This is a genomic window from Sulfitobacter sp. 1A13368, from assembly GCF_043557275.1.
GTDB classification, from domain to species: Bacteria; Pseudomonadota; Alphaproteobacteria; order Rhodobacterales; family Rhodobacteraceae; genus Sulfitobacter; species Sulfitobacter faviae.
The window spans coordinates 97,984-122,438 of the sequence record NZ_JBIFFR010000003.1; the positions used below are offsets into that span (position 1 = coordinate 97,984).

General features: G+C 62.4%; 26 protein-coding genes. 14 read left to right on the forward strand and 12 right to left on the reverse strand.

Going from position 1 to position 24,455, the window contains the following annotated elements:
- Positions 1 to 5: 5 nt before the first annotated feature.
- Positions 6 to 1,397, reverse strand: coding sequence for a sensor histidine kinase RegB (gene regB, locus ACGYK4_RS07525; protein ID WP_394430378.1), 1,392 nt, complete (start codon positions 1,395 to 1,397; stop codon positions 6 to 8).
- 99 nt (positions 1,398 to 1,496) lie between these two features.
- On the opposite strand from regB, the gene ACGYK4_RS07530 reads away from it, so the two are divergent.
- Entirely contained in the window at positions 1,497 to 2,111 is a 615-nt protein-coding gene (locus tag ACGYK4_RS07530; protein ID WP_394408053.1) for an SCO family protein, read from the forward strand.
- A gap of 46 nt (positions 2,112 to 2,157) precedes the next feature.
- Entirely contained in the window at positions 2,158 to 2,712 is a 555-nt protein-coding gene (locus ACGYK4_RS07535; protein WP_067268317.1) for an ActR/PrrA/RegA family redox response regulator transcription factor, read from the forward strand.
- On the opposite strand, the gene ACGYK4_RS07540 is transcribed toward ACGYK4_RS07535, so the two are convergent.
- Together ACGYK4_RS07540 and ACGYK4_RS07545 are read right to left on the reverse strand one after the other, a co-directional pair.
- Positions 2,709 to 3,188, reverse strand: coding sequence for a GNAT family N-acetyltransferase (locus ACGYK4_RS07540; RefSeq protein ID WP_394455856.1), 480 nt, complete (start codon positions 3,186 to 3,188; stop codon positions 2,709 to 2,711). The genes ACGYK4_RS07535 and ACGYK4_RS07540 overlap by 4 nt on opposite strands.
- Positions 3,185 to 3,781: an HD family hydrolase gene (locus ACGYK4_RS07545; RefSeq protein WP_067268313.1), complete on the reverse strand. Its 597-nt coding sequence runs from the start codon at positions 3,779 to 3,781 to the stop codon at positions 3,185 to 3,187. Before ACGYK4_RS07545 ends, ACGYK4_RS07540 begins: the two co-directional genes overlap by 4 nt.
- Positions 3,782 to 3,856: 75 nt before the next feature.
- Between ACGYK4_RS07545 and ACGYK4_RS07550 the strand changes: the two genes are divergently transcribed.
- The 4 genes from ACGYK4_RS07550 (at position 3,857) to ACGYK4_RS07565 (ending at position 7,267) form a co-directional block, all read left to right on the forward strand.
- Positions 3,857 to 4,159 carry an S-adenosyl-L-homocysteine hydrolase gene (locus ACGYK4_RS07550; protein WP_394455858.1) on the forward strand — a complete coding sequence of 101 codons (303 nt, stop codon included), beginning with the start codon at positions 3,857 to 3,859 and terminating at the stop codon, positions 4,157 to 4,159.
- Between the two features lie 84 nt (positions 4,160 to 4,243).
- Positions 4,244 to 5,635, forward strand: a complete 1,392-nt coding sequence (gene ahcY / locus ACGYK4_RS07555) for an adenosylhomocysteinase (RefSeq protein WP_271688656.1) — start codon at positions 4,244 to 4,246, stop codon at positions 5,633 to 5,635.
- A 206-nt stretch (positions 5,636 to 5,841) separates the two neighbouring features.
- Positions 5,842 to 6,753, forward strand: coding sequence for a PRC-barrel domain-containing protein (locus tag ACGYK4_RS07560; protein WP_394430389.1), 912 nt, complete (start codon positions 5,842 to 5,844; stop codon positions 6,751 to 6,753).
- Positions 6,754 to 6,925: 172 nt separating this feature from the next.
- Positions 6,926 to 7,267 carry a DUF2853 family protein gene (locus ACGYK4_RS07565; protein WP_394455859.1) on the forward strand — a complete coding sequence of 114 codons (342 nt, stop codon included), beginning with the start codon at positions 6,926 to 6,928 and terminating at the stop codon, positions 7,265 to 7,267.
- 251 nt (positions 7,268 to 7,518) lie between these two features.
- On the opposite strand, the gene ACGYK4_RS07570 is transcribed toward ACGYK4_RS07565, so the two are convergent.
- The 4 genes from ACGYK4_RS07570 to tsaD are packed head-to-tail and all read right to left on the reverse strand — an operon-like array spanning position 7,519 to position 10,265.
- Complete coding sequence (locus ACGYK4_RS07570; RefSeq protein WP_209216929.1) at positions 7,519 to 7,938, reverse strand: EVE domain-containing protein; 420 nt, start codon at positions 7,936 to 7,938, stop codon at positions 7,519 to 7,521.
- Positions 7,938 to 8,210 (reverse strand): YciI family protein, encoded by a 273-nt coding sequence (locus tag ACGYK4_RS07575; protein ID WP_067268301.1) that lies wholly within the window; start codon positions 8,208 to 8,210, stop codon positions 7,938 to 7,940. The genes ACGYK4_RS07570 and ACGYK4_RS07575 overlap by 1 nt, the downstream gene beginning before the upstream one ends.
- 1 nt (position 8,211) lies before the next feature.
- Positions 8,212 to 9,165, reverse strand: coding sequence for an NAD(P)H-dependent glycerol-3-phosphate dehydrogenase (locus ACGYK4_RS07580; RefSeq protein WP_394455861.1), 954 nt, complete (start codon positions 9,163 to 9,165; stop codon positions 8,212 to 8,214).
- The gene (tsaD, locus tag ACGYK4_RS07585) at positions 9,162 to 10,265 is read right to left on the reverse strand and encodes a tRNA (adenosine(37)-N6)-threonylcarbamoyltransferase complex transferase subunit TsaD (RefSeq protein ID WP_394455863.1); all 1,104 of its coding nucleotides are present in this window, start codon (positions 10,263 to 10,265) and stop codon (positions 9,162 to 9,164) included. Before tsaD ends, ACGYK4_RS07580 begins: the two co-directional genes overlap by 4 nt.
- Before the next feature lie 75 nt (positions 10,266 to 10,340).
- On the opposite strand from tsaD, the gene ACGYK4_RS07590 reads away from it, so the two are divergent.
- The 3 genes from ACGYK4_RS07590 (at position 10,341) to ACGYK4_RS07600 (ending at position 14,207) form a co-directional block, all read left to right on the forward strand.
- Positions 10,341 to 11,039: a uroporphyrinogen-III synthase gene (locus tag ACGYK4_RS07590; RefSeq protein ID WP_394455864.1), complete on the forward strand. Its 699-nt coding sequence runs from the start codon at positions 10,341 to 10,343 to the stop codon at positions 11,037 to 11,039.
- Between the two features lie 71 nt (positions 11,040 to 11,110).
- On the forward strand, positions 11,111 to 12,691 hold the full coding sequence (locus ACGYK4_RS07595; RefSeq protein ID WP_394455865.1) for a hypothetical protein: 1,581 nt from the start codon (positions 11,111 to 11,113) through the stop codon (positions 12,689 to 12,691).
- Positions 12,692 to 12,701: 10 nt separating this feature from the next.
- Complete coding sequence (locus tag ACGYK4_RS07600) at positions 12,702 to 14,207, forward strand: heme biosynthesis protein HemY (RefSeq protein ID WP_394455866.1); 1,506 nt, start codon at positions 12,702 to 12,704, stop codon at positions 14,205 to 14,207.
- Here the strand turns inward: ACGYK4_RS07600 and ACGYK4_RS07605 are convergent.
- From ACGYK4_RS07605 to ACGYK4_RS07625, 5 genes are all read right to left on the reverse strand, one after another.
- The gene (locus ACGYK4_RS07605) at positions 14,197 to 14,646 is read right to left on the reverse strand and encodes a GNAT family N-acetyltransferase (protein WP_394455868.1); all 450 of its coding nucleotides are present in this window, start codon (positions 14,644 to 14,646) and stop codon (positions 14,197 to 14,199) included. The genes ACGYK4_RS07600 and ACGYK4_RS07605 overlap by 11 nt on opposite strands.
- Positions 14,647 to 14,690: 44 nt before the next feature.
- On the reverse strand, positions 14,691 to 15,536 hold the full coding sequence (gene nadC, locus ACGYK4_RS07610; protein ID WP_394455869.1) for a carboxylating nicotinate-nucleotide diphosphorylase: 846 nt from the start codon (positions 15,534 to 15,536) through the stop codon (positions 14,691 to 14,693).
- A 2-nt stretch (positions 15,537 to 15,538) separates the two neighbouring features.
- The gene (locus tag ACGYK4_RS07615) at positions 15,539 to 17,095 is read right to left on the reverse strand and encodes an L-aspartate oxidase (protein WP_394455871.1); all 1,557 of its coding nucleotides are present in this window, start codon (positions 17,093 to 17,095) and stop codon (positions 15,539 to 15,541) included.
- 11 nt (positions 17,096 to 17,106) lie between these two features.
- Positions 17,107 to 18,159 carry a quinolinate synthase NadA gene (nadA, locus tag ACGYK4_RS07620; RefSeq protein ID WP_394455872.1) on the reverse strand — a complete coding sequence of 351 codons (1,053 nt, stop codon included), beginning with the start codon at positions 18,157 to 18,159 and terminating at the stop codon, positions 17,107 to 17,109.
- A gap of 135 nt (positions 18,160 to 18,294) precedes the next feature.
- Positions 18,295 to 19,167, reverse strand: coding sequence for a MurR/RpiR family transcriptional regulator (locus ACGYK4_RS07625; protein WP_394430412.1), 873 nt, complete (start codon positions 19,165 to 19,167; stop codon positions 18,295 to 18,297).
- A 120-nt stretch (positions 19,168 to 19,287) separates the two neighbouring features.
- Here ACGYK4_RS07625 and ACGYK4_RS07630 point away from each other — a divergent pair, with 120 nt between their 5' ends.
- The 5 genes from ACGYK4_RS07630 to ACGYK4_RS07650 are packed head-to-tail and all read left to right on the forward strand — an operon-like array spanning position 19,288 to position 24,455.
- Positions 19,288 to 20,055 carry an N-formylglutamate amidohydrolase gene (locus ACGYK4_RS07630; protein WP_394430414.1) on the forward strand — a complete coding sequence of 256 codons (768 nt, stop codon included), beginning with the start codon at positions 19,288 to 19,290 and terminating at the stop codon, positions 20,053 to 20,055.
- Entirely contained in the window at positions 20,052 to 20,618 is a 567-nt protein-coding gene (locus tag ACGYK4_RS07635; protein WP_067268278.1) for a TRAP transporter small permease subunit, read from the forward strand. Before ACGYK4_RS07630 ends, ACGYK4_RS07635 begins: the two co-directional genes overlap by 4 nt.
- Complete coding sequence (locus tag ACGYK4_RS07640) at positions 20,618 to 21,943, forward strand: TRAP transporter large permease subunit (RefSeq protein WP_067268276.1); 1,326 nt, start codon at positions 20,618 to 20,620, stop codon at positions 21,941 to 21,943. The genes ACGYK4_RS07635 and ACGYK4_RS07640 overlap by 1 nt, the downstream gene beginning before the upstream one ends.
- Positions 21,944 to 21,993: 50 nt before the next feature.
- Positions 21,994 to 23,031: a TRAP transporter substrate-binding protein gene (locus ACGYK4_RS07645; protein WP_394455873.1), complete on the forward strand. Its 1,038-nt coding sequence runs from the start codon at positions 21,994 to 21,996 to the stop codon at positions 23,029 to 23,031.
- A gap of 59 nt (positions 23,032 to 23,090) precedes the next feature.
- Positions 23,091 to 24,455, forward strand: coding sequence for a glutamine synthetase family protein (locus ACGYK4_RS07650; protein ID WP_394430418.1), 1,365 nt, complete (start codon positions 23,091 to 23,093; stop codon positions 24,453 to 24,455).

Below are 24,455 nucleotides of genomic sequence, written 5' to 3' on the forward strand. Positions count from 1 at the left end.
CGCCCTCAAGCCGTCAGACGCTGGTTCTCGCCCATCACGCTGTCATCGGGGCCAAGGTCCAGCAGGCGGCGTGGCCAGACGACTTCGACCACAGCACCGCTGCCAGCGGGGGGCAGCCCGCGCAGCCAACCGCTGTCCGATCCATTGGCAAAGCGCAACCGCGCGCCGGAGCGTTCGAGGAAGGTCTTGGCGATGAACAGCCCCAGCCCCATGCCCTCATATTCAGGCCGCGCCGTCTCGTTCGATGCACCTCCTCGGCGGCGCAAAAACGGGTCGCCGATGCGGCCCAGATGCTGCGGCGGGAAGCCCGGCCCGTTGTCGATGATCCGCACCGAGATATCCTCGGCGGACCATTCGGTTTCGATCCAAACCGTGGTTTCGGCAAAATCCACGGCGTTCTGCACCAGATTGCGCAGCCCGTGGATGATCTCGGGCTTGCGCGGGATCGTCGGGGCGCGGGCCGGGTCTCGGGCCATCGGATTGTCGGAAAAAATCACCGTCTTGCCGCGCTCCAGATGCGGCTCGGCGGCCTCTTTCACCACGGCGGTCAGCTGCGCGCGCTGCATGTGCAGATCGTCTTTCCCGATGCGGCCCATGTCGCGCAGGATATCCCGGCAGCGGTCGGCCTGATCGCGGATCAGCGCTGCGTCTTCTGCCAGATCGGGACGGTCTTCCAGATCGCCCAGCAGCTCGGTGCTGGCCAATTTGATCGTGGCAAGCGGCGTTCCCAATTCATGGGCGGCGGCGGCAACGACGCCGCTGAGGTCCGAGAGCTTCTGCTCCCGTGCCAGCACCATCTGCGTGGCCGATAGTGCGTCGGCCATGGAGTGGACCTCGGTCGTAACGCGCCGGGAATAGGCACTGGTAAAGACGATGGCGATCAGCAGCGCCGCCCAATGGCCAAAGACGAAGATGCCGGGCTGTCGCAGCACATCGCCTGATTGCGTCACCAACGGCAGATGCCACAGCGCCAGCACCGAGGCCGCGATAATCGCGGTGCCGCCCAGAACCAGTGTCGAGCGCAGGCTGAGCGCGGTGGCCGAGATCGTCACCGGTGCCAGCAGCAGAAGTGCAAAGGGATTGTGTAGCCCGCCGGTCAGCGCCAAAAGCGCGGTAAGTTGCAGCAGGTCGAAGAGCACCATGGCGAGGTTCTCGCGCTCGGACAGGCGTTTGTTCTGCGGAAAGACGAAGGCCGCGACGAGGTTGCCCACCACCGAGGCCCCGATCGTCAGATAACAAAGGCCAAAAGCCAGTTGCAGCCCAAGCGCCCATTGCGCCACGGTGACGGCGGTCAACTGTCCGGCGATGGCGAACCAGCGCAGCAGGATCATCGTGCGCAGGCGGATCCAACTGGCGCGGGTGCGCCCATCGAGGGGCCGGATATTTGCCTGCGTCATCTTAGCCCCATCACTTTATTGCGTCTTGCATCACCTGCCATCTAGCGTAGGTCTGCGGCGAAACACGATCAAGACCGGCCAGCACGGCGGAGGACTGACATGAAACGAATGATTGCATTTGGCGCAGCTGGGGTTGCGGCGGTATTTCTGGCCGGGACGGCTTTCATGGTGCTGCGGGGCGAGGACGATCCCTATGCCACCTGCCGGTCGAGCCAAGTGGCGGGCGGTGATATCGGCGGGCCGTTCGAGCTGGTCAACAGCGCGGGCGAAACCGTGACCGATGCCGATGTCATCAAAGAGCCAGCCTTGCTTTATTTCGGCTATACTTCCTGCCCCGATGTCTGCCCGCTGGACGTGGACCGCAACGCGGCAGCGACCGAAATTCTGGATGAGCGCGGCCAGAGCATCACGCCGGTCTTCATCACCGTTGACCCTGCGCGCGACACGCCAGAAGTGGTCGGTGATTTTGCCGAGGTGATGCACCCGCGTATGGTCGGGCTGACCGGCTCGCCCGAGCAAATCAAAGCCGCCAGCCAAGCCTACCGCACCTATTACAAAGTGCACCCCGAAGACGAGAATGGCGAATACCTCGTCGATCACTCGACCTTCAGCTATCTGGTCATGCCCGAAGAAGGCGTTGTCGACTTTTTTCGCCGCGAAGTACGGCCCGAAGAGATGGCCGACAGCATCGGTTGTTTTCTGGATCAACGCTGAAATTGACCCGCCGCCTTGGCCGCCCCATATTAGCCTTTGAGAGGGGATGTTGATGCAAGATATTTCTGACTTAGGCGCGGACCGCAGCTTGCTTTTGGTCGATGACGATGAGCCGTTTCTGCGCCGCTTGGCCAAGGCGATGGAGAAACGCGGCTTTGAGGTGGAAACCGCAGGGTCCGTCGCGGCGGGCAAAGCCATCGCCACAGCGCGCCCCCCGGCCTTTGCCGTGGTCGATCTGCGGCTTCAGGATGGCAATGGGCTCGACGTGGTCGAAGTGCTGCGCGACAAACGCGCCGATGCGCGGGTCGTCGTGCTGACGGGCTATGGTGCGATTGCCACGGCAGTGGCGGCGGTGAAATCCGGGGCGACGGATTACCTGTCTAAACCCGCTGACGCCAATGACATTGTGAATGCGCTTTTGGCCACTGGAGGGGACCTGCCCGAACCACCGGAAAACCCGATGAGCGCGGACCGCGTACGGTGGGAGCATATCCAAAGGGTCTATGAGCTTTGTGACCGCAACGTCTCGGAAACTGCGCGGCGGTTGAACATGCACCGGCGGACCTTGCAGCGCATCTTGGCAAAACGCTCGCCGCGCTAAAGCTCGAACCGTTTCCAGATTTTATCAACGCGGGTGCCATCGGCCAATGTGCAGTTTGGCAGCCGTTTGAAATCCTCGAAGCCGCGGCTTTGGTAATAGGCCAGCCCGCCCTGATTGTCGGCGCGGATGATGGCATGGATATGGGCATAGCCCAAGTCACGCGCGGCCCGCTTTGTCTGTTCGAACAGGGCCGAGCCGATGCCGAACCCCGTCTCTCCCAACCGTACGAAAGTTGCGACGTCCACACCGCCTTCGGGCAGGTCAGGGTGGGGTTCGATGTACTGAAAGCCTTTGATCTCACCGCGCCCATCTTCCGCCAGATACCACGCGCTGTCGGGCGCGGCCATCCAACCTTGCAACTCGCGCGGGGTGACGGGGCTGACCATGGCGGTGGTGCCGCCCTTGGCGATGATCGCGTTCAGCAATTCGGCCAAGGCGCGGGTATCGAGCGCCCCGGCGCGGCGGATGTGGATCACGCCATTTCGCGCAGCAGCGCTGCGTGGCGTTCGGTGAACTCGGCCCGTACCTCGACCGGCGGGCGGAGCAGGATGCTCAGCCCTTCCATCAGCGCCGCATCGGGGCGGCCAAAGAAACGGGTCGCCTCGGCCTCGGAAAAGCCGGCGATCTGGCTGGCCTCCATCCAAGCGCTGACGCGGTCGGCTTTCTTGATCTGCTGCTTGACCCGCACGGGCAAGCTGGCGGGGAGGCCAAAGCGGACATGCACGGCAGTGGTCAACCGTTCATCCAAAGCGCGATAATCCGGCCCGACGGCGGCCTTCACGGGTGAGATCATGTCGCCGATCACATATTCCGGCGCATCATGCAGCAACGCGGCGAGGCGCCATTTCGCAGGCGCACGGGGGGCGATGCGGGCGAAAATCGTTTCCACCAGCAGCGAATGTTCGGCCACCGAATAGGCATAGTCGCCCCGTGTCTGCCCGTTCCAGCGTGCGACAAAGGCCAGACCATGGGCGATGTCTTCGATCTCGACATCGACCGGCGTGGGGTCGAGCAGATCGAGCCGCCGACCTGACAGCATCCTTTGCCATGCGCGTGGTTTCTGCGCCATTCGCGGGGGTCCTTACCTCGTGAGCCTTGGGAACAAATCCCTGTCAAACCTGTTCATCCCACGAAGGAGATGATCATGAAACCCGTTTTTTCCGGTACGATAGTTGCAGTTACCTTGGCCACCCTCGCCGGTGCTGCACAGGCAGAAGAAGTCTGCATGCCCGCCAAGGAAATGAAGTCTGCCCTGATCGATTGGTACGGTGAAGAGCCGGTGCCGGGTCAGCGTAAAGACAACAGCCAGCTTTGGGCATCGGATCAGTCGGGGACATGGACCTTGGTCAAGACTTTGGCCGATGGCAATGCCTGCGTGCTGGCTCAAGGCGATGATTGGATGGCGGGCCTGTCGGGTGATAAGCAACTGGCCGCTCTTCTGGACTGATCCGGCGCGGCCTTCCCCCATTCACATTGAGAATTTGCGGCGAAGGTGCTAACCGCCCTGCAACACTTTAAACAGGAGCGCCGCATGGCCCACGACTATATTGTTAAGGATATCAATCTGGCGGCCTACGGGCGTAAAGAGCTGGACATCGCCGAGACCGAAATGCCGGGCCTGATGGCGCTACGCGATGAATACGGTGACAGCAAGCCGCTGAAAGGCGCCCGGATCGTCGGCTCTTTGCATATGACCATCCAGACCGCCGTTCTGATCGAAACGCTGGTCGCCCTTGGCGCCGATGTGCGTTGGGCGTCTTGCAACATCTTCTCGACCCAAGACCACGCTGCCGCAGCCATCGCCGAAGCGGGCGTGCCGGTCTTCGCCATCAAAGGCCAGTCGTTGGTCGAGCATTGGGATTACCTCGACAAATCTTTCATGTTCCCCGAAGGCCCGAACCTGATCCTCGACGATGGCGGCGATGCGACGCTCTACATCCTTCTCGGCGCGCGTGTGGAGAATGGCGAAGACGAGCTCATTGCCGTGCCGAAGTCCGAAGAGGAAGAGGCGATCTTCGCCCAGATCAAGAAGCGTATGGCGGAAAGCCCCGGCTGGTTCACCAAGATGCGCGACCAGATCAAGGGCGTGTCTGAGGAGACCACCACCGGCGTGCACCGTCTCTATGATCTCGTGAAACAGGGCCAGTTGCCCTTCCCCGCGATCAATGTGAACGACTCTGTCACCAAGTCGAAGTTCGACAACAAATACGGCTGTAAAGAGAGCCTCGTCGACGGTATCCGCCGCGCCACCGATACGATGATGGCGGGCAAGGTCGCCGTTGTGATGGGCTATGGTGACGTGGGCAAAGGCTCCGCCGCGTCTCTGCGCGGTGCGGGTGCCCGCGTGAAGGTCACCGAAGTCGACCCGATCTGCGCGCTGCAAGCCGCGATGGACGGTTTCGAGGTCGTGCTGCTGGAAGACGTGGTCGGCACCGCCGATATCTTTATCACCACCACCGGCAACAAAGACGTGATCCGCATCGAGCATATGCGCGAGATGAAGGACATGGCGATCGTCGGCAACATCGGCCACTTCGACAATGAAATCCAAGTTGCGGCTCTGAAAAACCACAAGTGGACCAACATCAAAGAGCAGGTGGACATGATCGAGATGCCGAATGGCAATCGTCTGATCCTGCTCTCTGAGGGTCGCCTGCTGAACCTTGGTAACGCCACCGGCCACCCGTCTTTCGTGATGTCTGCTTCCTTTACCAACCAAGTGCTGGCGCAGATCGAACTGTGGGAAAACACCGACAAATACGAGAATGACGTCTACATCCTGCCCAAGCATCTGGATGAAAAAGTTGCCCGTCTGCACCTCGACCGGATCGGCGTGAAACTTTCGAAGCTGAACCCAGAGCAAGCGGCCTATATCGGCGTGACGCCCGAGGGGCCGTTCAAGCCCGAGCATTACCGCTACTAAGCCGCGAAGAGTTCCCTCTTTCAGCATGTTTCAGCGCCGTCCCGGAGATCACCGGGGCGGCGTTTTTTTGTCAAGCAACTGCGATATATAGGAAAATCAGATCAATCGGCGGATTCAAGCACATATCTGCCAGCGGCGGAGGACGGGCGGAACATAGTCAATCGGGCGGTGTTTCATCCCCAGACCATTCAAAAGGAGTATCGAAGATGAAACGTACATTCCTGAAGTCCACCGTCGCCGCCCTCGCTCTGACCGCGGGCACCGCATTCGCTCAGACCGCCGACACCGATGCCGGTGCCGCCGCGGAAGCCGAGGCCACCATCTCGGGCGAGAACGTCACCAACACGGCCAACGATCTGACCGCCACTGTTGAGCAGCAGGCCGAGCGAACCGCTGAGATGTCGCGCGAAAATTCCGACGACTACGAGGGGACCAACGACCCCAACACCACCGATGAAATCCTGACCGCTCCGACACAGGGCGCAGAGTTCGAAGGTGATACCGAAGTCGACAACGAAGCGGAACTGACCGCCGAGACCGATGGCGTGACGCCGACAACCGATGCCGAAGCGGATCTGGCCGGAAACGCCGATTCAGAGTCGAATTCGACCCTGAGCACCGACACCAGCGGCACCGTCACCACCGAGACTGACACCGATCTGGCCGCCGACGAAGATGCCGATTTCGACAATGAAACCACAGCCGAGATCGAAGGCGAAGCCGAAACCGATCTGGATGAGAATGTCGCTTCCAACACCGAAGCGGACATGGAAACAGATGTGACACGCACCGACACCGGCATGAGCAACGCATTTTCCGGCATGGTCGTGGGTGATCTGGTCGGCCTGACCGTGGTCGAAGCCGATGGCGACAGCATTGGTGATGTCGACTATGTCATCAAGACCGACGATGGCTATGCCGCTGTTGTTGGCGTGGGCGGCTTCCTTGGCCTTGGCGAGCACACCGTCGCCGTACCGCTTGAGGAAATCTCCATGGCAGCCGAGAACGACCTGAAGCTGAGCTCCTGGACCAAAGCCGAGCTGGAAGCCCAGCCGGAAGTCGATGAAGACAACATCGAAGGTCTGGAAGACGACGTCCGCCTTGACGACGCCTCCTAAGCGACAGCCGATATCCTGACTGAGAGGCGCCCAATTCGGGCGCCTCTTTTTCTGGCGCCTCCGGGGTCAGCCCGCCGCGCCCGAAATAAATCTTTTGCAATACAGGGATATGGCCTTAGGCTCCGGTCTCAGGAACCCCTGACGGGCCGAAGACACTATTGGGAGAGATTTTATGGGCAAGCGTGACGAATGGATCGCCAAATACGCCGAAGACCTGAAGAACAAATGCGGCATGGAACCGGATATGGACCTTTTGACCAAGGTGACCATCGGCTGCGGACCGTCGATCTATAACGCCGACGCGCAGACGGTGTCTTCCAGCGATACGGCTGAGTTGAACACCGTAAAGGACAACTTCCTGATCAAGAAACTCGGCCTGCCGGATGATGAGCATCTTATGGGCGGCATTCAAAAAGTGATCGAGACCTATGGCCGGTCCGAGCGGAACAAGTACCGCGCGGTGGTCTATTACATGCTGATCAAACACTTCGGCAAAGAGTCCGTCTACGCCTGAAGGGCGGTGGGAAACCCTACCAAAACCTTACCTCAGACGCGCGCTTGGTTAAGCGCGCGTTTCGTTTTTGCGCGGGCTTTGATACAGTCGAAAGTTGAGTAAATCACCGGTTTCTGCTATCTCTCTTATATCGGCCAGAGCGGCTGGTAAGAGTTACGAACATGTGTGGTGGTTATGGGAGCACATGGGGTGAGAAGGGTTCTGGCGGGGTGCCGGAACCCTTTTTCGTTTTTCCGATGGCCGCGCCGGTATTAGGGCGCGGTCTTGCCCAAGGCGCAGATAAGCTGCCATTCCGCTTCGGTCACGGGCTGCACCGATAGACGCGAATTTTTCACCAGAACCATGTCCTCCAGCCTTGGGTCCGCTTTGATCGTATCCAAACTGACCGGCTGGTTGAACGACCGCACCGCTTTGATGTCCACACATTCCCAACGCGGGTCATCGGTGCTGCTGTCGGGATGAGCCTCGGCGCAGACTTCGACGATGCCGACGATCTCACGATCTTTCTGCGAGTGGTAAAAGAACCCGAGGTCGCCGACCTTCATCTCACGCATGAAGTTGCGGGCCTGATAGTTGCGCACACCGTCCCATTCCTCGCCCGCGTCGCCCTTGGCCTTTTGGTCGGCCCAGCTCCAAGTTGCGGGTTCGGATTTGAACAACCAATAGGCCATCAGCCGATCACCCGGTTCCAATGGGTCAGGGTCACGCTTTGGAACAAGCCGGCCTTGGCGTAGGGGTCATTCGCGGCCCAATCCTCGGCTGCGGCCATATCGGGCACGTCCAGAATGATGAGCGAACCGATCATGCCGCCTTCAGCATCCAAAAGCGGGCCAGCCTGCGCCACGGCATCGCTGGATTTCAGATAGGCCAGATGGTCGGGCCGGTTCTCCTGACGGATCGGCAGGCCATCGGCTTTGTCATGGGCGATCAGGGCAACAAACATATCATTCTTCCTTTAGGGGGCGTGTCAGCAAAGATTTCATGGCGCCAGCCACATCTAACTGGTTGTCGAGCAATCCGGCAACCGCGCGGGTGATCGGCATATCGAGTGCCGCTTCGCGGGCCAGCGCATCGACGGCGCGGGCGGTCGCGGCCCCTTCGACCGTGGTCGATGGGTCAAAGGGGGTGCCTTGGCCCAGCGATTGCCCCAAACGGTAGTTGCGCGATTGCTCGGAGGTGCAGGTCAGCGTCAGATCACCAAAGCCCGAAAGCCCGGCCAGCGTTGTCGGCTCGGCCTTCAGATGCGCGGCGAGGCGCTGCATTTCGGCATAGCCGCGGGTCATCAGCGCGGCGCGGGCGCTTTCGCCCAATCCGGCCCCTATCGCGGCCCCGCTGGCGATGGCGACGACATTTTTCAGCGCCCCGCCCAATTCCGCGCCGGTGGTATCCGTGGTGCGGTAAAGCCGCAGGTTTGCCGTGGTGAGTTCCGCTTGCAGCTGTTCGCCCGCCGCAGGGTCTGCACAGGCCAAGGTGAGCGCGGTGGGCAGGCCCCGTGCGATATCGGCGGCAAAGCTGGGCCCCGTCAGGATCGCGGCGGTCGCTTCGGGAATGGTCTCTTCGATCACACTGACCGGCCCCACGCCGCTGCTGAGTTCGATGCCTTTGCAGCAGGCGACCAAATGTTTCCCGTGAAGCGCTGCGCGATGTTCCTCCAACACGCTGCGCAGCTTTTGCATCGGCACGGCCAGCAAAAGGGTCTCGGCCTCAGCCGCTTGGACAAGGCTTTCGGTCACGCTGAGCCTATCGGGGAAAGGACAGCCGGGCAGGCGTTTGGCGTTCTCTCGCCGCGCGGCCATGTCCCCCGCGTCACGCGCCCAGAGTGTTACCGGCCTCTTGCCCGCAAGCGAAATGGCCAGCGCCGTGCCGAATGCCCCCGCGCCGAGGACGGAAACGCTCATGCCTTGGCCCCCTTCTTGCCGCTGCCCAACATCGACGGGCGCGCGGTGTCCAGCGGCCAGCGGGGCCGCGCGGCAAGGGTCAGGTCATCGGCATCCCGCAGCGCGGCCTGCTCTCCCGCCGCGAAGGCGATCATCGCGGCGTTGTCAGTGCAAAGCGCCAGGGGCGGGGCGACAAAGGCGGCCTCTTGCGCTGCCGCAACAGTCTCTAACGCGGCACGGATGGACTTGTTCGCCGCCACGCCCCCCGCCACGCAAAGGCTCCGCGCGCCCTGTGCCGGGTACTCTGCAAAGGCGCGGCGCGTTTTATGGGCCAGCACATCGACCACGGCGGCTTGGAACCCCGCGGCGAGGTCCGCTTGATCCTGTCGCGTTAGCCCGCCACGCTCTGCCACGCATTTGTCGCGCGCGCGCAGCACAGCGGTTTTCAAACCCGAGAAGGACATGTCGCAGCCCTCGCGATCCAGCAGAGGGCGCGGCAGAGCAAAGCGTTTCGCATCGCCCTCTTGGGCGCATTTTTCGATCGACGGCCCGCCCGGCTGGGGCAGGCCCAACAGCCGCGCGACCTTGTCAAAGGCCTCACCCGGGGCATCGTCGATGGTACCGCCGAGACGGTCGAAACTTTCCGGCCCGCGCACCAGCAGAAACTGACAATGCCCGCCCGAGACCAGAAGCATCAGATAGGGATAGGGCACATCATCGGTCAGCCGCGGGGTCAGCGCGTGACCCGCGAGGTGGTTCACCCCGTAAAGCGGTTTGCCCGTCGCCGCCGAGAGCCCCTTGGCGCACATCACGCCCGACACTACGCCGCCGATCAGCCCCGGCCCGGCGGTCACCGCGATGGCGTCGATCTGCGGCAGGCCGATCCCGGCTTCGGCCAAGGCATCCTCGACACAGTGGTCCAATTTCTCGGCATGGGCGCGGGCGGCGATTTCGGGGACGACGCCGCCAAAGTCGGCGTGCAGCTCGGTCTGGCCCGCCACGACCGAGGCCAGCACCTTGCCGCGCCCGTCCTCGTCCATACGCACCACGGCGGCGGCGGTATCGTCGCAACTGCTTTCCAAACCAAGGATCAAGCGGGTCTGAGACTGGGTAGAGGGCATGGGGGCTTTCCGTTGCAAGGCACCTGTACCGCAGGTAACACCGCTCTCACGCGCAAACAATGCCGGAGCCTTGCGATGCCGCAGCCAAGATTGCTTCTGACCCGTCCCCAGCCCGGTGCCGCGCAGTTTCTGGATCGGCTCTCGCCTGCGCTGCGCGACGGGGCCGTGATCTCTCCGCTGATCGAGATTACCGCAACGGGTGAGCCTGTCGATCTTTCGCCCTATGCCGGGGTGATCTTTACCTCGGCCAATGCCGTGGCCCATGCGCCTCTGGGGGAGGGGCGGCCTGCCTATTGTGTCGGCCCGCAGACCACGGCGGCGGCGGGCAAAGCGGGCTGGCAGGCGCAGATGGTCGGGTTGGATGCCGAGGCGCTGATCGCGACCTTGGCGGAACGCCCCCAGATCGGCCCGCTCTTGCACCTTGCCGGGCGGCACCGGCGGGCAGATATTGCCGGAATTTTAAGCGCCGCAGGTCTGAAAGTGGAAACCGCCACGGTCTATGACCAGACACTTCTGCCGCTCTCCACCGCCGCGCAGACCCTTCTAAAGGGCCCTAACCCTGTCATCGTGCCGCTGTTTTCTCCGCGCAGCGCGCAGCATTTCGCCCGCGAAGCAAGCTCGACGGAACGGGTCATCGCCCTGTCGATCAGCCGCGCCGCCGCTCAGGCGCTTGAAGCTCTGCCGCTCTATGCGCATGATGTCGCCACAGAACCCACCGGCGAGGCCATGGCAGAGACCGTTGAAAAACTATTCCGCTGCACCACCTTGCCTTGAGGGGCATAGGTATGCCGGGTAAGCTCGCCATTGCGAGTGAATGACAGGTTCAGAATCGAAAGGCGTGAGGCGTGGCAAAACCCAAAAAGACGGTCAGCAAAAGCGAAGCGGACAAGACCACAGCCGATCAGACGCCTCCCGCGGCGGACAAGGCGACCACGGCAGAGAAGGCCGAGGCCGCGAAGCCCAGCCAGACCGATGGTAAGGGGGCGGAGACGGCAAAACCCGACGCGCCGAAAACCGAGGATGTGAAGCCCGACGCGGCGAAAACCGAAACGGGCAAGGCCGACCCGTCGAAAACACCCAGCACCACGCCCACAACGGATAAAGCAACGGCAACGCCCGCCGCTGCGGCTAAGCCGGACGACAAAGCCCCGGCCAAGCCCGAAGGCGCCACACCCGTTAAAGACAAGCCCGAGAGTGCCACACCGGCGAAAGAGACGAAGCCCCAGACGGCTTCGCCCAAGGACGACCCCAAGACAAGCGCCACCAGCGCTGCACCCAAGGACAAACCGGTGCCCAAAGACAAACCGGCCGCTGATCCCGCGCCCTCACGCGCCTCGGCGGCCGCGTCTAAGCCGAGCGGTAGCTCATCCAAACCCGCGCCGGAAAAGGCCGAAAAGCCAAGCGCTGCCACGTCCAAACCGACGTCCCCACCTGCATCGACCTCGGTCCCTGAGCCTGCCCCGAAAGAGCGTAAGCGCAGCGTGTTCTTCCCCATGCTGCTCGGCGGTGCCATCGCTGCGGGCCTCGGCTTTGCCGCATCGGAGTATGACGTCTTGGGCACCCGGGCACAAAGCGCGGCAGAATTGCAGAGCGCGATGGAAGCGCAGCAGGCCCGCATCGCGGAACTGGAAGCCCGCGTTGAAGAGCCTGCCACCCTTCCGGAAAGCCTGCCGCAGGTCGACGCGCTGCGCGAGGAACTGACCGGCAGCCGCGAGGCCCTCTCGGCGCTGCAAAGCCAATTGGCCGAGATCGACAGCCGCCTCACTACTGTTGAAAAGCAACCCGCCACCGGCGGTGACAACCAAGTCGCGGTCGCGGCTTTTGAGCGTGAGATGGAAGCTTTGCGCGCCTCCGTCGCCGAACAGCGCAGCGAGATCGAGAGCCTGCTGGAAAACGCTCAGACCGCCGAAGAGGCTACCGCCGCCGCGGCGGAAGCGGCCCGTGCCCAGACTGCGATGACCCAGATGAACGCTGCAATCAGCGCCGGTCGCTCCTTCGAAGCGCCGTTGGCCGAGTTGCAGCAGGCCGGGGTCGAGGACATACCCGAAACCCTGCGTGAAAGCGCCGCGGGCGGTGTCGTCACCCTCGCCAATCTCCAAGCGCGCTATCCCGATGCCGCGCGGCAGGCGCTGGCCACCGCCCGTGCCGCCGTGCCGGAAGAGGGTGAAGGCGGCTTTGGCAACTTCCTGAAACGCCAACTCGGCGCCCGCTCGGTCGCGCCGCGCGAAGGGACGGATGCCGATGCTGTCCTGTCTCGCGCCGAAGCGGCGGTGCGCGATGGCCGTTTGACCGATGCGCTGGCCGAGATCGACACGCTGCCAGCCCCCGCGCAGGATGCGATGGCGGAATGGCTCGCCGATGCCCGCGGGCGTCAGGCGGCTGAAACCGCCGCCAATGAACTCTCCCAACGCCTGACGGCCAACTGAGGAACGAAAAATGCTCTGGTCTCTTATTAAAATCGTTCTTTTTGTCGTGCTGGTCGCCGCTCTGGCTTGGGGTGCAGGTTTCCTGTTGGAAAGCGAAGGTGGCATTCAGCTGACCGTGGCGGGCACGGAATATACCCTTGGGCCGCTGCAATCGGTGATCGCCGTTTTGCTGCTGATGCTTGCGGTTTGGGTGTTGCTCAAGATCGTGTCGCTGCTCTCGGCGGTCTGGCATTTCCTGAACGGCGATGAGACGGCGCTGTCGCGCTACTTTGACCGCAACCGCGAGCGTAAGGGCTATGAGGCGCTGTCGGACGGGTTGATGGCGCTGGCCAGCGGCGAGGGTCAGGTCGCGATGGCCAAGGCGGCCAAGGCCGACCGCTATCTCAAACGCCCGGCGCTGACCAATCTGCTGACCGCGCAGGCGGCGGAGTTGGCGGGGGACCGTCGCAAGGCCGAACGGACCTATCGCAAGCTGGTCGAAGACGAAAAGACCCGTTTCGTCGGCGTGCGCGGTATCATGAAGCAGAAGCTGGCCGACGGAGATACCGAAACGGCGCTGAAACTGGCCGAGAAAGCCTTCGCGCTGAAGCCCAAACATGAGGAAACCGGCGACACGCTCCTGAAGTTGCAGGCCGAGAAACATGATTGGACCGGTGCGCGTGGCACTCTGCAGGCCAAGTATAAAAACGGCCATCTGCCGCGCGATGTGCACAAGCGCCGCGACGCGGTTCTGGCGCTTTCCGAGGCGCGCGAGGTCATCGACGAGGGCAACAGTGTCGAAGCCCGTGAAGCCGCGATCGAAGCCAACCGCCTGTCGCCTGATCTGGTGCCCGCCGCGGTGATGGCTGCGCGCAGCTATATCGCGCAGGACAAGCCGCGCAATGCTTCCAAAGTGCTGCAAAAAGCGTGGAGCGTGCAGCCGCACCCCGATCTTGCCGCCGCCTTCGCCGAGATTCAGCCGGATGAGACACCGCCCCAGCGGATCAAACGGTTCCGCGCGCTGACCAAATCTCAGCCCGACCATCCCGAGACCAAGATGCTGCTGGCCGAACTGCACATCGCAAACGAAGACTTCCCCGAAGCGCGCCGGGCGCTTGGCAATCTGGTTGAGACCGATCCCTCGGCCCGGTCCGTCACCCTGATGGCGGCGATCGAGCGGGGCGAGGGCGCGCCGGACACCGTGGTCAAAGGCTGGCTGACACGCGCACTAAACGTCTCGCGCGGGCCGCAGTGGATTTGCGAGAACTGCCATCACATCCATGCCGAATGGGTGCCGATCTGCGAAAACTGCAAGAGCTTCGACACGCTGGAATGGAAGACGCCGCCGCTGTCGGAGGTGGCCATGCCGAGCGGTGTTCAGATGCTGCCCCTGATCGTCGGCGCGCCTGAAACGACCCCAACAGAAGGGGCATTGACCACGCGGCCGGAGGATATCGAAGAAGCGGAACTGGTGACCGAACCGGAAAAGCCGACCGATCCCGAGACGTCCAAGAAAGCGCCGGACCCTACAGCTTGATGTCGTAGGTAACCCAGTTGGTCCGGGCGGCCAGCCTGTCATAAACACCACGGCCGCGGTAGTTATCCTCGGCCGTGATCCAGCGGACGAGGCTCCAACCGCGTTTCTGGGCGATCTTCTTCACCTCTCCGATCAGCGCATCGGCAGCCCCGCTGCCACGGGCTTCGGGAGACACGAAAAGATCGTCGAGGAAACAGCCCGTCGCCGCAGCAAGCGGTCGGGCGAAATGCCGAAAATGGGTCAGTCCGATCACCCGTCCTTCAGCATCTTCGCAAACCAGCCCTTCGACCTCGGTCAGCGGATCATGCAGCCAAGACCAGACCCGCGCGCGCATCTCCGGCGTCTGCTCGACTTTATAGAATTCGGCATAGCCTTGATAAAGCCGCTCCCAATCGGCGCGGTCATGGTCTCTCACGGTTCGGATGGTAAGGTCGGACATGGCGGGCTCCCTTCGCTGGCTGCGCGATCTTTGCCCCAGTTGGTTCAGAAATCCAGCCCAAGGTCCAGCGTTGTCGCAGAATGTGTCAGCGCGCCCATAGAGATATAGTGCACCCCCGTCGCCGCGACCTCGGCCAAGCGCGGCAGGGTCATGTTGCCCGAAGCCTCCAGCACGATGCGCCCTTGCGCCATTTCGACCGCTTGCGAGAGCGTTGGCGTGTCCATATTATCCAACAGCACCACATCCGCGCCGCCTTCGTCCAAGACCTCTTGAAGCTGCGCCAGCGTGTCGACCTCGATCTCGACCCGGATCATATGCGAGGCATTGGCCTTGACCGCCTGCACCACAGGCCGGATGCCCCCGGCGGCGGCGATGTGGTTGTCCTTGATCAGGATCGCGTCAGAGAGGGAGAAGCGGTGGTTGAACCCGCCGCCATGCAGCACCGCTTGCTTCTCGACCATGCGCAGCCCCGGCGTGGTTTTGCGGGTGCAGGTGATCCGGGTCTCGGTCCCCTTCGTCTCGGCCACACAGGCCGCGGTGAGGGTGGCAATGCCCGAGAGCCGCCCGGCGAAATTCAGCGCCACACGTTCCGCCGAGAGGATCGCGGCGGCGGAGCCTTCGATCTCCATCAGCGTGTCGCCTTTGGCGATTTCGCTGCCGTCTTCTTTTAGCGTGCGCACCTCAAGCGTAGGGTCGACAAGGTGGAAGGCCAGCCGCGCGATCTGCATGCCAGAGACGACCCCCTCGGCGCGGGCGCGCAGCCGGGCGGTATAGGTCGTGCCCTCGGGAATTACGCTGCGGGTCGTGACGTCACCATAGGTGCCGAGGTCTTCCATCAAGGCGGCGCGGACCAGCGGCTCAAGGATCAGGTCGGGCAGGGCGGTGGTCATCTTCAGGCGTCCTCGGGGTTGGAGCGGCGGGCGGTGGCCTCGGCCAATGTCATGAAGCTGCGGGCGGCTTCGGGGAGCGTTTCGGGATAGTCCGTGCGGCAATGCGCGCCCCGGCTTTCGCGGCGGGCGAGGGCGGCGGTGGCGATGAGCGTGGCGGTGGCGGTCATGTTTTGCAACTGGGCACAATCGGGTTGCGCCGCTTCGATCTCGGCGATGGCCGTCAAGGCGCGGTGCAAGCCCGCCGCATCCCGCAGCACGCCGACCTCTGCGGTCATGGTTTGGCGCAGACGGGTGACGAGGGTCTCGTTCGGTGTCTCACCAGCAGACAACTCCGGCAGCTGTACGGCGTCATCGTCGCCCGCCTCGCATTCCTCAAGCATGTCCTGCGCCGCGCGGCGGGCAAAGACCAGCGCTTCGAGCAGCCCATTGGAGGCCAGACGGTTCGCGCCGTGCAGCCCGGTCGAAGACGCCTCTCCGCAGACCCAGAGCCCGGCGAGGCTTGAGCGGCCATGCGCATCGGTCGCGACACCGCCCATATGGTAATGCGCCGCGGCGGCGACGGGGATGGGCTGGGTCACCGGGTCGATGCCATTGCGCGCACAGGCGGCTGCGACGGCGGGGTAATCGGTCAGCACCGCCGCGCCCAAGGCCGCGCGGGTGTCCAGCATGGGGCGGAGCCCCGCTTGGGTCTGGGCAAAGATGGCGCGGGCCACGACATCGCGCGGGGCAAGCTCAGCAAGGGGGTGAACCGCCTCCATAAAACGCGCGCCTTCGCGGTTGATCAGATGCGCCCCGGCCCCGCGCAGTGCTTCGGTCGCCAAAGGGGCGGGGTCTTCGCCGCAATCGATGGCGGTGGGGTGGAACTGTACGAATTCCGCATCGGCAATGAGCGCGCCCGCGCGGGCGGCCATGCCGATCACCTGCCCGCGAATGCGGGCCGGGTTGGTCGTCAGCGCATAAAGCCCGCCAGACCCGCCGCCTGCCAGCAAGACCCCTGCGCCGTGCAGCATCACGGGGGCGGAGCCTTCGGGCCGTGCCAGTTCGACCTCGACCCCGGAGACCTTGGTACCGTCACTTTCCAAACCGCGGGCCAGCACCCCTTCGAGCACTTGGATCGACGGTGTTTCGCGCACCTTTTCGATTAGGGCGCGCATGATCTCGGTCCCCGCTTGATCGCCTTGCACGCGCACGACGCGGGCAAAGCTATGCGCCGCCTCGCGTGACATGACATAGCCACCATCGGCGCTGCGGTCGAAGGCGGTGCCGAAATCGGTCAGGGCGAGGATATGGGCGCGGGCCTCATCCGTTACGGTGGCGGCGACGCGCGGCTCGACCGTGCCCGCTCCGGCTTTGATGGTGTCGAGCGCATGGGCCTCGGGGCTGTCGGCCTGCGCCATCGCGGCGGCCACGCCGCCCTGCGCCCAAGCGGAACTGGCCCCTGACCCCAAAGGATCGGGCGAGATTAGCAAAACTGGGCGCGGCGCAAGACAAAGCGCGGCATAGAGCGCGCCCAGACCGGCCCCAACGATGATGATCCTGCCGGTTGTAATCTGCTCCACGCGCGCGCCCTTCAGAGGCCGAGTTCGCGGGAGAGGTCGATCATCCGTTGCACGGCCACCCGCGCCTTGCTGGCAACCTCGGCCTCTACCTCGACGGCGCCGGACATCGTGTGCAGCGACCAGAGCACCTTTTCCAGCGTGATCTTCTTCATGTAGGGGCACATGTTGCAGGGACCGACGAAATCGACCTCGGGCAATTCATCGGCGATGTTCGACGCCATGGAGCATTCGGTGACCAACATCGCCTTGGCCGGTTTTTCGCGGTGCACATAGTCGAGGATGCCGCTGGTCGAGCCGGAAAAATCCGCCTCCGCCACCACGTCGGGCGGGCATTCCGGATGCGCGATGATGCGGGTGTCGGGGTTCCACTCGCGGTAGTCGGCGATGTCTTTCGCGGTATAGCGTTCGTGCACGATGCAGGCGCCGTCCCACCAGACGATGCGCTTTTGCGGCACCTGTTTGGCGATGTTCTGGGCGAGGTATTTGTCCGGCGTCATGATGATCGTCTCTGCCTCAAGCGCAGCCACGATCTGCGCCGCGTTCGACGAGGTGCAGCAGATGTCCGACGCCGCCTTCACCTCGGCCGTGGTGTTGACGTAAGTGACAACCGGCGCGCCGGGATATTGCGCGCGCATCCGTGCGACGCCCTCGGCGGTAATGCTTTCGGCCAGCGAGCAACCCGCTTCCATGTCGGGGATCAGCACGGTTTTTGCGGGGTTCAGGATTTTCGAGGTCTCGGCCATGAAATGCACGCCGCATTGCACGATGACATCGGCCTCAACCTCGGTCGCCTTGATGGCGAGTTGCAGGCTGTCGCCGACGAAATCCGCGATGCCGTGATAGATGTCGGGCGTCATGTAGTTATGCGCGAGGATGACCGCGTTGCGCTCTTTCTTGAGCTTGTTGATCGCGGCGACATAGGGCGCATGAATGGCCCAATCGGGGGGCGAGACGACACGATCCATCTTGGCGTAGATATCGGCCATTTCAGCCGCCAGCGCTGGCGATGGCGCGAGGTCATAATGGCGCTCAAGCTCGCTGGGCGAAAAGATTTCATCACGCATGGTCGGTCCCCCTCCGGCCTTGGCGCGTGTCACGGCACCGCGCTGGACACCACACCCGGCGTGCTGGCCATAGACGACTGGCGGGGTTTGGGCAAGCCAATACCCTTTATGACAAGGGGTTGCTTGCTGGGGGCGTTAGGTGAATTTGCGGAACAAACGGGTCTGGTCGAACATGTCTTCCAGCCGTTCGGCCCGGTCCTTCGTATCGGCCCAGTTGATGTCCTGCATGGCCGAGATCACGCTCTCTACCAGCAGCAGCGTGGCCGCCGCGCTGTCCCAAGCTGAGGGCGCGACGATCCGGCTGGAGAAACAGATATCGGCAAGGCTATGCACCGGAGAGCGCCATTGATCCGTGAAGAGGATGATCTTGGCCCCTCGCGCATGGGCCATTTCCGCCAGCTTCAGCGTGTTGTTCTCATAGCGCCGCACGTCGAAAATGACAAAGACATCGCCTTCGCCCACGTCCAGCAGGTAATGCGGCCAAGCGTTTGATGTGGATTGGATATGTGTCACCCGGGGGCGGATGATCTGGGCGTGGAGGAACAGATACTCGGCCATCACATGGGTAATGCGCCCGCCCACGATATAGAGCGGGTGCGCGGTGTCGGCGATCATCGCGCAGGCACGGTCAAAGGTGGCCGGTTCGATCTGGCCGAGGGTGTGGCGGATGTTGTCTATCACCGCGTCGGTGAACCGGTTCAGCACATGGCCCGAGGGTGCGCCTTCAGCCCATGTGTCATGTTTGGCGATGGGGTTCTTGGCCTTGGCTTTAAGCTCTTCGCGCAGCTCGTTCTGAAACTCGGGATAGCCCTTGAACCCCAGCTTTTGCACCATCCGCGCCACGGTGGGGGTCGAGACATTGGCATCCTTCGCCAGCGCCGTCAGCGGGCCGAGGCCAGAGGCGGGGTAGTTTTCCAGAATCGAATGGGCGAGTTGCCGTTCCGCACGGGTCAGCCGGTCCAGCTCCTGCTGGATACGGTCGGAAATGGTCAGTGTCGGTTCAGCCATGGATGCCCCTCTTTTGACGAGTAATAACACAAACTGAACCGCGTTGTAATAAATTTGACATTATTCTGTTGACAGAAGCCCCCCGCCCGAATGAGGTTTGAACTAACTGAGGGGGACAGGGTGTCAGAACAGTCAGATCTTTCGAATGAAGCCGTCGAGGTGATCAATGCCGGGGCCAAGGCCCCGCTGGTGTTGGTCTGCGAACATGCGGCGCGTGAGATACCGGCCTGCTACGACGGTCTGGGGCTGGATGCCGCGGCCCGCGAAAGCCATGTGGCTTGGGATCCCGGTGCCTTGGGCGTGGCCCGGGCCATGGCGCAGGATCTGGATGCGGTGCTGGTGGCGGGGCGCGTCTCGCGTCTGGTCTACGATTGCAACCGCCCGCCCGAAGCCCCGGGCGCGATGCCAGCGCAGAGCGAGATTTTCGCGATCCCCGGCAATGCCACGCTTGATGACGCAGGCCGGGCCGAGCGGGTGACGCGCTATTACGAGCCTTTCCGCAAGACTTTGGCCGCGACGATCAAGCGGGTCGAGGCGCCTGCGATCGTCACGGTGCATAGTTTCACGCCCATCTACCACGGCAAACCGCGCAGCGTAGAGATCGGGATCCTACACGACAGCGATACGCGCCTTGCCGATGCGATGCTGGCCGTGGCGGCGGAGTTCACAGATCTGAAGGTTGAGCGTAACGAACCCTACGGCCCGCAGGACGGGGTGACCCATACGCTGAAAGAACATGGGCTCGCCCATGGTCATCCGCATGTCATGCTAGAGATCCGTAATGACCTCATCACGACCGAAGCCGAACAGCGGCAGATGGCCGAGATGATCAGCAATTGGCTCCGTGCCGCCATGGCTCGGCCCGAGATGGAGGAGGTCAAACCATGAGGTTCATCCGGGGCTATATCCGAGGCATCGACGCGATGAACCGGCGGATCGGGCGGATCATGATGTATGGCATCTTTGTCCTGATGGGGGTGCTGTTGTGGTCCACCGTCAGCAAAGCCTTCTTCGTCCCCTCGCTTTGGACGCTGGAAATGGCGCAGTTCGTCATGGTGGGCTATTACATTCTGGGCGGTCCCTATTCGATCCAACTGGGGTCGAACGTGCGGATGGACCTGCTCTATGGCGATTGGTCGCTGCGCCGCAAAGCGTGGTTTGACCTCTTCACCGTCTTCTTCCTGATCTTCTATCTCTGCGTGCTGCTCTATGGCGCAGTAAGCTCTACCGCCTATTCGCTGGGCTACTGGGGGACCGAGCCGTTCAGCTTTTTCGGTGGCCTGATCACCGGTAGTGAAGAGGTTGGCCATATGGAGCAATCCAGTTCCGCATGGCGTCCCTATCTCTGGCCGATCAAGGTCGTGATGATCGTCGGCATCTTTCTGATGCTGCTGCAATGTCTGTCCGAGCTCGCGAAAGACGTGCTGCGGCTCAAGGGTGAGGCCATCTGATGTCCTATGAAATGATTGCGACATTGATGTTCTCGTCAATGATGCTGATGCTACTGACCGGCCAGCGGGTGTTTGGCGCCATCGGCTTTATCGCCGTGGTTTCGGCGCTGCTGCTCTGGGGTGACAAAGGCGGCTATGACATCGGTTTCGCCGCCGCGATGAAGCTGATGAAATGGTATCCGCTGCTGACGCTGCCGATGTTCATCTTCATGGGCTATGTCCTCAGCGAGAGCCGCATTGCCGATGACCTTTACCGCATGTTCCACGTCTGGATGGGCGGGGTGCGCGGCGGGCTGGCGATTGGCACGATTGGCCTGATGGTGCTGATCTCGGCGATGAATGGGCTCAGCGTGGCGGGTATGGCGATTGGCTCGACCATTGCGCTCCCGGAACTGCTGAAACGTGGCTATGACAAAAGGATGGTCACGGGGGTGATCCAAGCAGGGTCCAGCCTTGGCATCCTCGTGCCGCCTTCGGTGGTGCTGGTGCTTTACGCGATGATCGCGCGGCAGCCGGTGGGGCAGTTGTGGCTGGCCGGGGTTATCCCGGGGTTGATGATGGCAGCGATGTTCATCGCCTATATCGTCATCCGCTGCCGGATGAATCCCGAACTTGGTCCCATCCTCTCAGCCGAGGATCGCGACATTCCCCGTGCCGAGAAACTGCGCCTTCTGCGGGCGGGCATCCTGCCGCTGGTGATCTTTGCGGTGATGATGGTGCCTTTCGTCAACGGTTGGACCAGCTTGGTCGAAAGCTCGGCCATCGGGGCTGCGGCGGCATTTTTTGCAGCGGTGCTCAAGGGCCGCATGACCCGCGAGGTTTTCGAGAACTCCGTCCGCAACACCTTGGGCATCACCTGCATGTTCATGTGGATCATCCTCGCCGCCCTCGCCTTTGGCGCGGTCTTTGACGGGCTGGGCGCGGTAAAGGCGATTGAGAGCCTGTTTACCGAGAAGATGAACCTCAGCCCCTGGATGATCCTGATCATGATGCAGCTTAGCTTCATCATCATGGGCACCTTCCTTGATGATACGGCGATGCTGGTCATCGTGGCGCCGCTCTATGTGCCCTTGGTTGGTGCGCTGGGCTTTGATCTGATCTGGTATGGTATCCTTTATACGATCACCACGCAGATCGCCTATATGACGCCGCCCTTTGGCTATAACCTGTTCCTGATGCGCGCCATGGCCCCGCCAGAGATCACGCTGCGCGACATCTATGCGTCGATCACGCCCTTTGTGCTGGTGATGGTCTTGGCGCTGATACTCGTCATGGTCTTCCCGGAGATCGCGACATGGCTGCCCGATTACATCTACGACAAATAACAATGAGAGCCGCGCAAAGACGGCCTGACATTTCAACAAAGGAGAGACGTATGACCACTCGCAGAAAGTTTCTATCCGGGGCCGCCGTCGCCGCCCCTGCGGCCCTCGCCGCGCCCTCCATCGTGCATGCCCAAGCGCCGATCAAATGGCGCATGCAGACCTATGCCGGCGCCGCTCTGGGTGAGCAGGTGACCAAACCGGCGGTCGATTACATCAACGCCGCCGCCAATGGCGAGATGGAGATCGAACTGTTCTACGCCGACCAGATCGTCCCCACCGGTGAGCTGTTCCAAGCCATGCAGCGCGGCACCATCGACATGGTGCATTCGGATGACGATTCCATGGCCTCGCCCACGCCGCTGCAACAATTCGGCGGCTACTTCCCCTTCGCCACCAAGCACATTCTCGACGTGCCGGTGCTGTTCAACCAGTACGGTTTGGGCGAAATCTGGAAAGAGGAATATGCCAAGGTCGGTGTTGAATGGCTGTCGGCTGCGGGCCAAGACCCCTGTAACTTCAACACCACCAAAGAGATCAAATCGGTCGCCGATCTGGACGGTCTGAAGCTCTACACCTTCCCCACCGCGGGCCGCTTCCTGTCGAAGTTCGGTGTGGTGCCGGTGAACATTCCTTACGAGGACGCAGAAGTCGCCGTGCAGACCGGCGAGCTCGACGGCATGGCGTGGTCCGGCATCACCGAAGACTACACCGTCGGCTGGGCCGATGTGACCGACTACTTCCTGACCAACAACATCTCGGGTGCTTGGATCGGGTCGTTCTTCGTCAACCAGCAGCAGTGGGCCGATTTGCCGGATCACCTCAAGCAGCTGGTCATGGCGGGGATCGAAGCGGGCCACACCTACCGTAACCAGTGGTACTGGGGCGGCGAGGCGCGTCTGCGGGCGCAGGGCGACAAGCTTAAGCTCAGCACCGTGCCTGCCGACGAATGGGCCGAGGTTGAAAACGCGGCCAAGGACTTCTGGACAGAGATCGCCGAGGAAGGCGAAGTGCACGCCAAGATCGTGCAGATCTTCCGCGACTATAACGAAGTCATCAACAAAGCCGGTCCGCCCTACACCAACGGCTGAACCGACAACCGGGGGCGCGCTGTCTGCGCCCCCGCCTTACCCCCTGAAGTGGACAGAACATGCCCGGCACACTGACATTCGACGCGCTGAAAAAACTGGTCAAAGAAGGATCCGTCGATACGGTTCTTGCGTGCCTTGTGGACATGCAAGGCCGGTTGATGGGCAAGCGCTTCCATGCCGTCAACTTCGTCGAGACCTCTTATAAAGAAACCCATTGCTGCAACTACCTGCTGGCCACCGACCTTGAGATGGCCACGCCCGAGGGCTTTGCCTCCACTTCGTGGGAGACGGGTTACGGCGACTATGTGATGCAGCCCGACCTCGACACGATCCGCCCGGTGCCGTGGCTGGAGGGCACGGTGATGGTGCTTTGCGACGTGCTGGATCACGATACGCACCAGCCGGTGCCGCATTCCCCGCGCGCCATGCTGAAGAAGCAGATCGCGCGGCTGAAGGAACTGGGTTTCGACGCCATGATGGCGACCGAGCTGGAGTTCTTCCTTTTCGAGCAGAGCTTTGACACAATCCGCAAGGGCGGCTACCGCGACCTCACGCCGATCAGCGGCTATAACGAAGACTACAACATCCTTCAGACCACCAAGGAAGAGAACGTGATGCGCCCGCTGCGCAACCATCTCTTCGCTGCCGGTCTGCCGATTGAGAACTCCAAGGGCGAGGCCGAGGCCGGTCAGGAAGAGCTCAACATCCGCTATTCACAGGCGCTTAATTGCGCCGATTATCACACGATTGCCAAACATGCGGTCAAGGAGATCGCGTGGCAGCAGGGCCATGCGGCAAGCTTCCTGCCCAAGTGGCACAAGGACCGCGTCGGCTCTTCCAGTCACGTCCATCAGTCGCTGTGGAAAGACGGCGAAGCGGCATTCTATGACAGCGAGGGTGAGTTGGGCATGTCCGACTTGATGCGCCACTATATGGCCGGTCTGATCGCCTATGCGCCGGAATATACCTATTTCCTCGCCCCCTATGTGAACAGCTACAAACGCTTCGCCAAAGGCACCTTCGCCCCGACCAAGACCGTCTGGTCCGTCGACAACCGCACCGCGGGGTTCCGCCTCTGCGGGGCAGGGACAAAGGGCGTGCGGGTCGAATGCCGTATTGGCGGATCGGACCTAAACCCTTATCTGGCGCAGACGGTCATGCTGGCTGCCGGAATCAAAGGGATCGAAGACAAGATGGAGCTTGCCCCGCCCACACGCGGCGATGCTTATGGCGAGTCCGACGCTGTCGATATCCCCCAGACCCTGCGGGCAGCAACCGAGACCCTGCGCGGCTCGACGTTCCTGCGCGAGGTCTTGGGCGACGATGTAGTGACCCATTACACCCGCGCGGCGGAATGGGAGCAGGAAGAATATGACCGGGTGGTGACCGATTGGGAAATCGCCCGCGGCTTTGAAAGGGCCTGA

Coding starts and splice junctions, on each gene's coding strand:
- ahcY (WP_271688656.1), top strand. CDS start 4,244: ATGGCCCACGACTATATTGTTAAGGATATCAATCTGGCGGCCTACGGG.
- ACGYK4_RS07545 (WP_067268313.1), bottom strand. CDS start 3,781: ATGGCGCAGAAACCACGCGCATGGCAAAGGATGCTGTCAGGTCGGCGG.
- ACGYK4_RS07530 (WP_394408053.1), top strand. CDS start 1,497: ATGAAACGAATGATTGCATTTGGCGCAGCTGGGGTTGCGGCGGTATTT.
- ACGYK4_RS07645 (WP_394455873.1), top strand. CDS start 21,994: ATGACCACTCGCAGAAAGTTTCTATCCGGGGCCGCCGTCGCCGCCCCT.
- regB (WP_394430378.1), bottom strand. CDS start 1,397: ATGACGCAGGCAAATATCCGGCCCCTCGATGGGCGCACCCGCGCCAGT.
- ACGYK4_RS07535 (WP_067268317.1), top strand. CDS start 2,158: ATGTTGATGCAAGATATTTCTGACTTAGGCGCGGACCGCAGCTTGCTT.
- ACGYK4_RS07600 (WP_394455866.1), top strand. CDS start 12,702: ATGCTCTGGTCTCTTATTAAAATCGTTCTTTTTGTCGTGCTGGTCGCC.
- nadC (WP_394455869.1), bottom strand. CDS start 15,536: ATGACCACCGCCCTGCCCGACCTGATCCTTGAGCCGCTGGTCCGCGCC.
- ACGYK4_RS07560 (WP_394430389.1), top strand. CDS start 5,842: ATGAAACGTACATTCCTGAAGTCCACCGTCGCCGCCCTCGCTCTGACC.
- ACGYK4_RS07565 (WP_394455859.1), top strand. CDS start 6,926: ATGGGCAAGCGTGACGAATGGATCGCCAAATACGCCGAAGACCTGAAG.
- ACGYK4_RS07575 (WP_067268301.1), bottom strand. CDS start 8,210: ATGTTTGTTGCCCTGATCGCCCATGACAAAGCCGATGGCCTGCCGATC.
- ACGYK4_RS07580 (WP_394455861.1), bottom strand. CDS start 9,165: ATGAGCGTTTCCGTCCTCGGCGCGGGGGCATTCGGCACGGCGCTGGCC.
- ACGYK4_RS07635 (WP_067268278.1), top strand. CDS start 20,052: ATGAGGTTCATCCGGGGCTATATCCGAGGCATCGACGCGATGAACCGG.
- ACGYK4_RS07625 (WP_394430412.1), bottom strand. CDS start 19,167: ATGGCTGAACCGACACTGACCATTTCCGACCGTATCCAGCAGGAGCTG.
- ACGYK4_RS07640 (WP_067268276.1), top strand. CDS start 20,618: ATGTCCTATGAAATGATTGCGACATTGATGTTCTCGTCAATGATGCTG.
- tsaD (WP_394455863.1), bottom strand. CDS start 10,265: ATGCCCTCTACCCAGTCTCAGACCCGCTTGATCCTTGGTTTGGAAAGC.
- nadA (WP_394455872.1), bottom strand. CDS start 18,159: ATGCGTGATGAAATCTTTTCGCCCAGCGAGCTTGAGCGCCATTATGAC.
- ACGYK4_RS07605 (WP_394455868.1), bottom strand. CDS start 14,646: ATGTCCGACCTTACCATCCGAACCGTGAGAGACCATGACCGCGCCGAT.
- ACGYK4_RS07570 (WP_209216929.1), bottom strand. CDS start 7,938: ATGGCCTATTGGTTGTTCAAATCCGAACCCGCAACTTGGAGCTGGGCC.
- ACGYK4_RS07550 (WP_394455858.1), top strand. CDS start 3,857: ATGAAACCCGTTTTTTCCGGTACGATAGTTGCAGTTACCTTGGCCACC.
- ACGYK4_RS07650 (WP_394430418.1), top strand. CDS start 23,091: ATGCCCGGCACACTGACATTCGACGCGCTGAAAAAACTGGTCAAAGAA.
- ACGYK4_RS07590 (WP_394455864.1), top strand. CDS start 10,341: ATGCCGCAGCCAAGATTGCTTCTGACCCGTCCCCAGCCCGGTGCCGCG.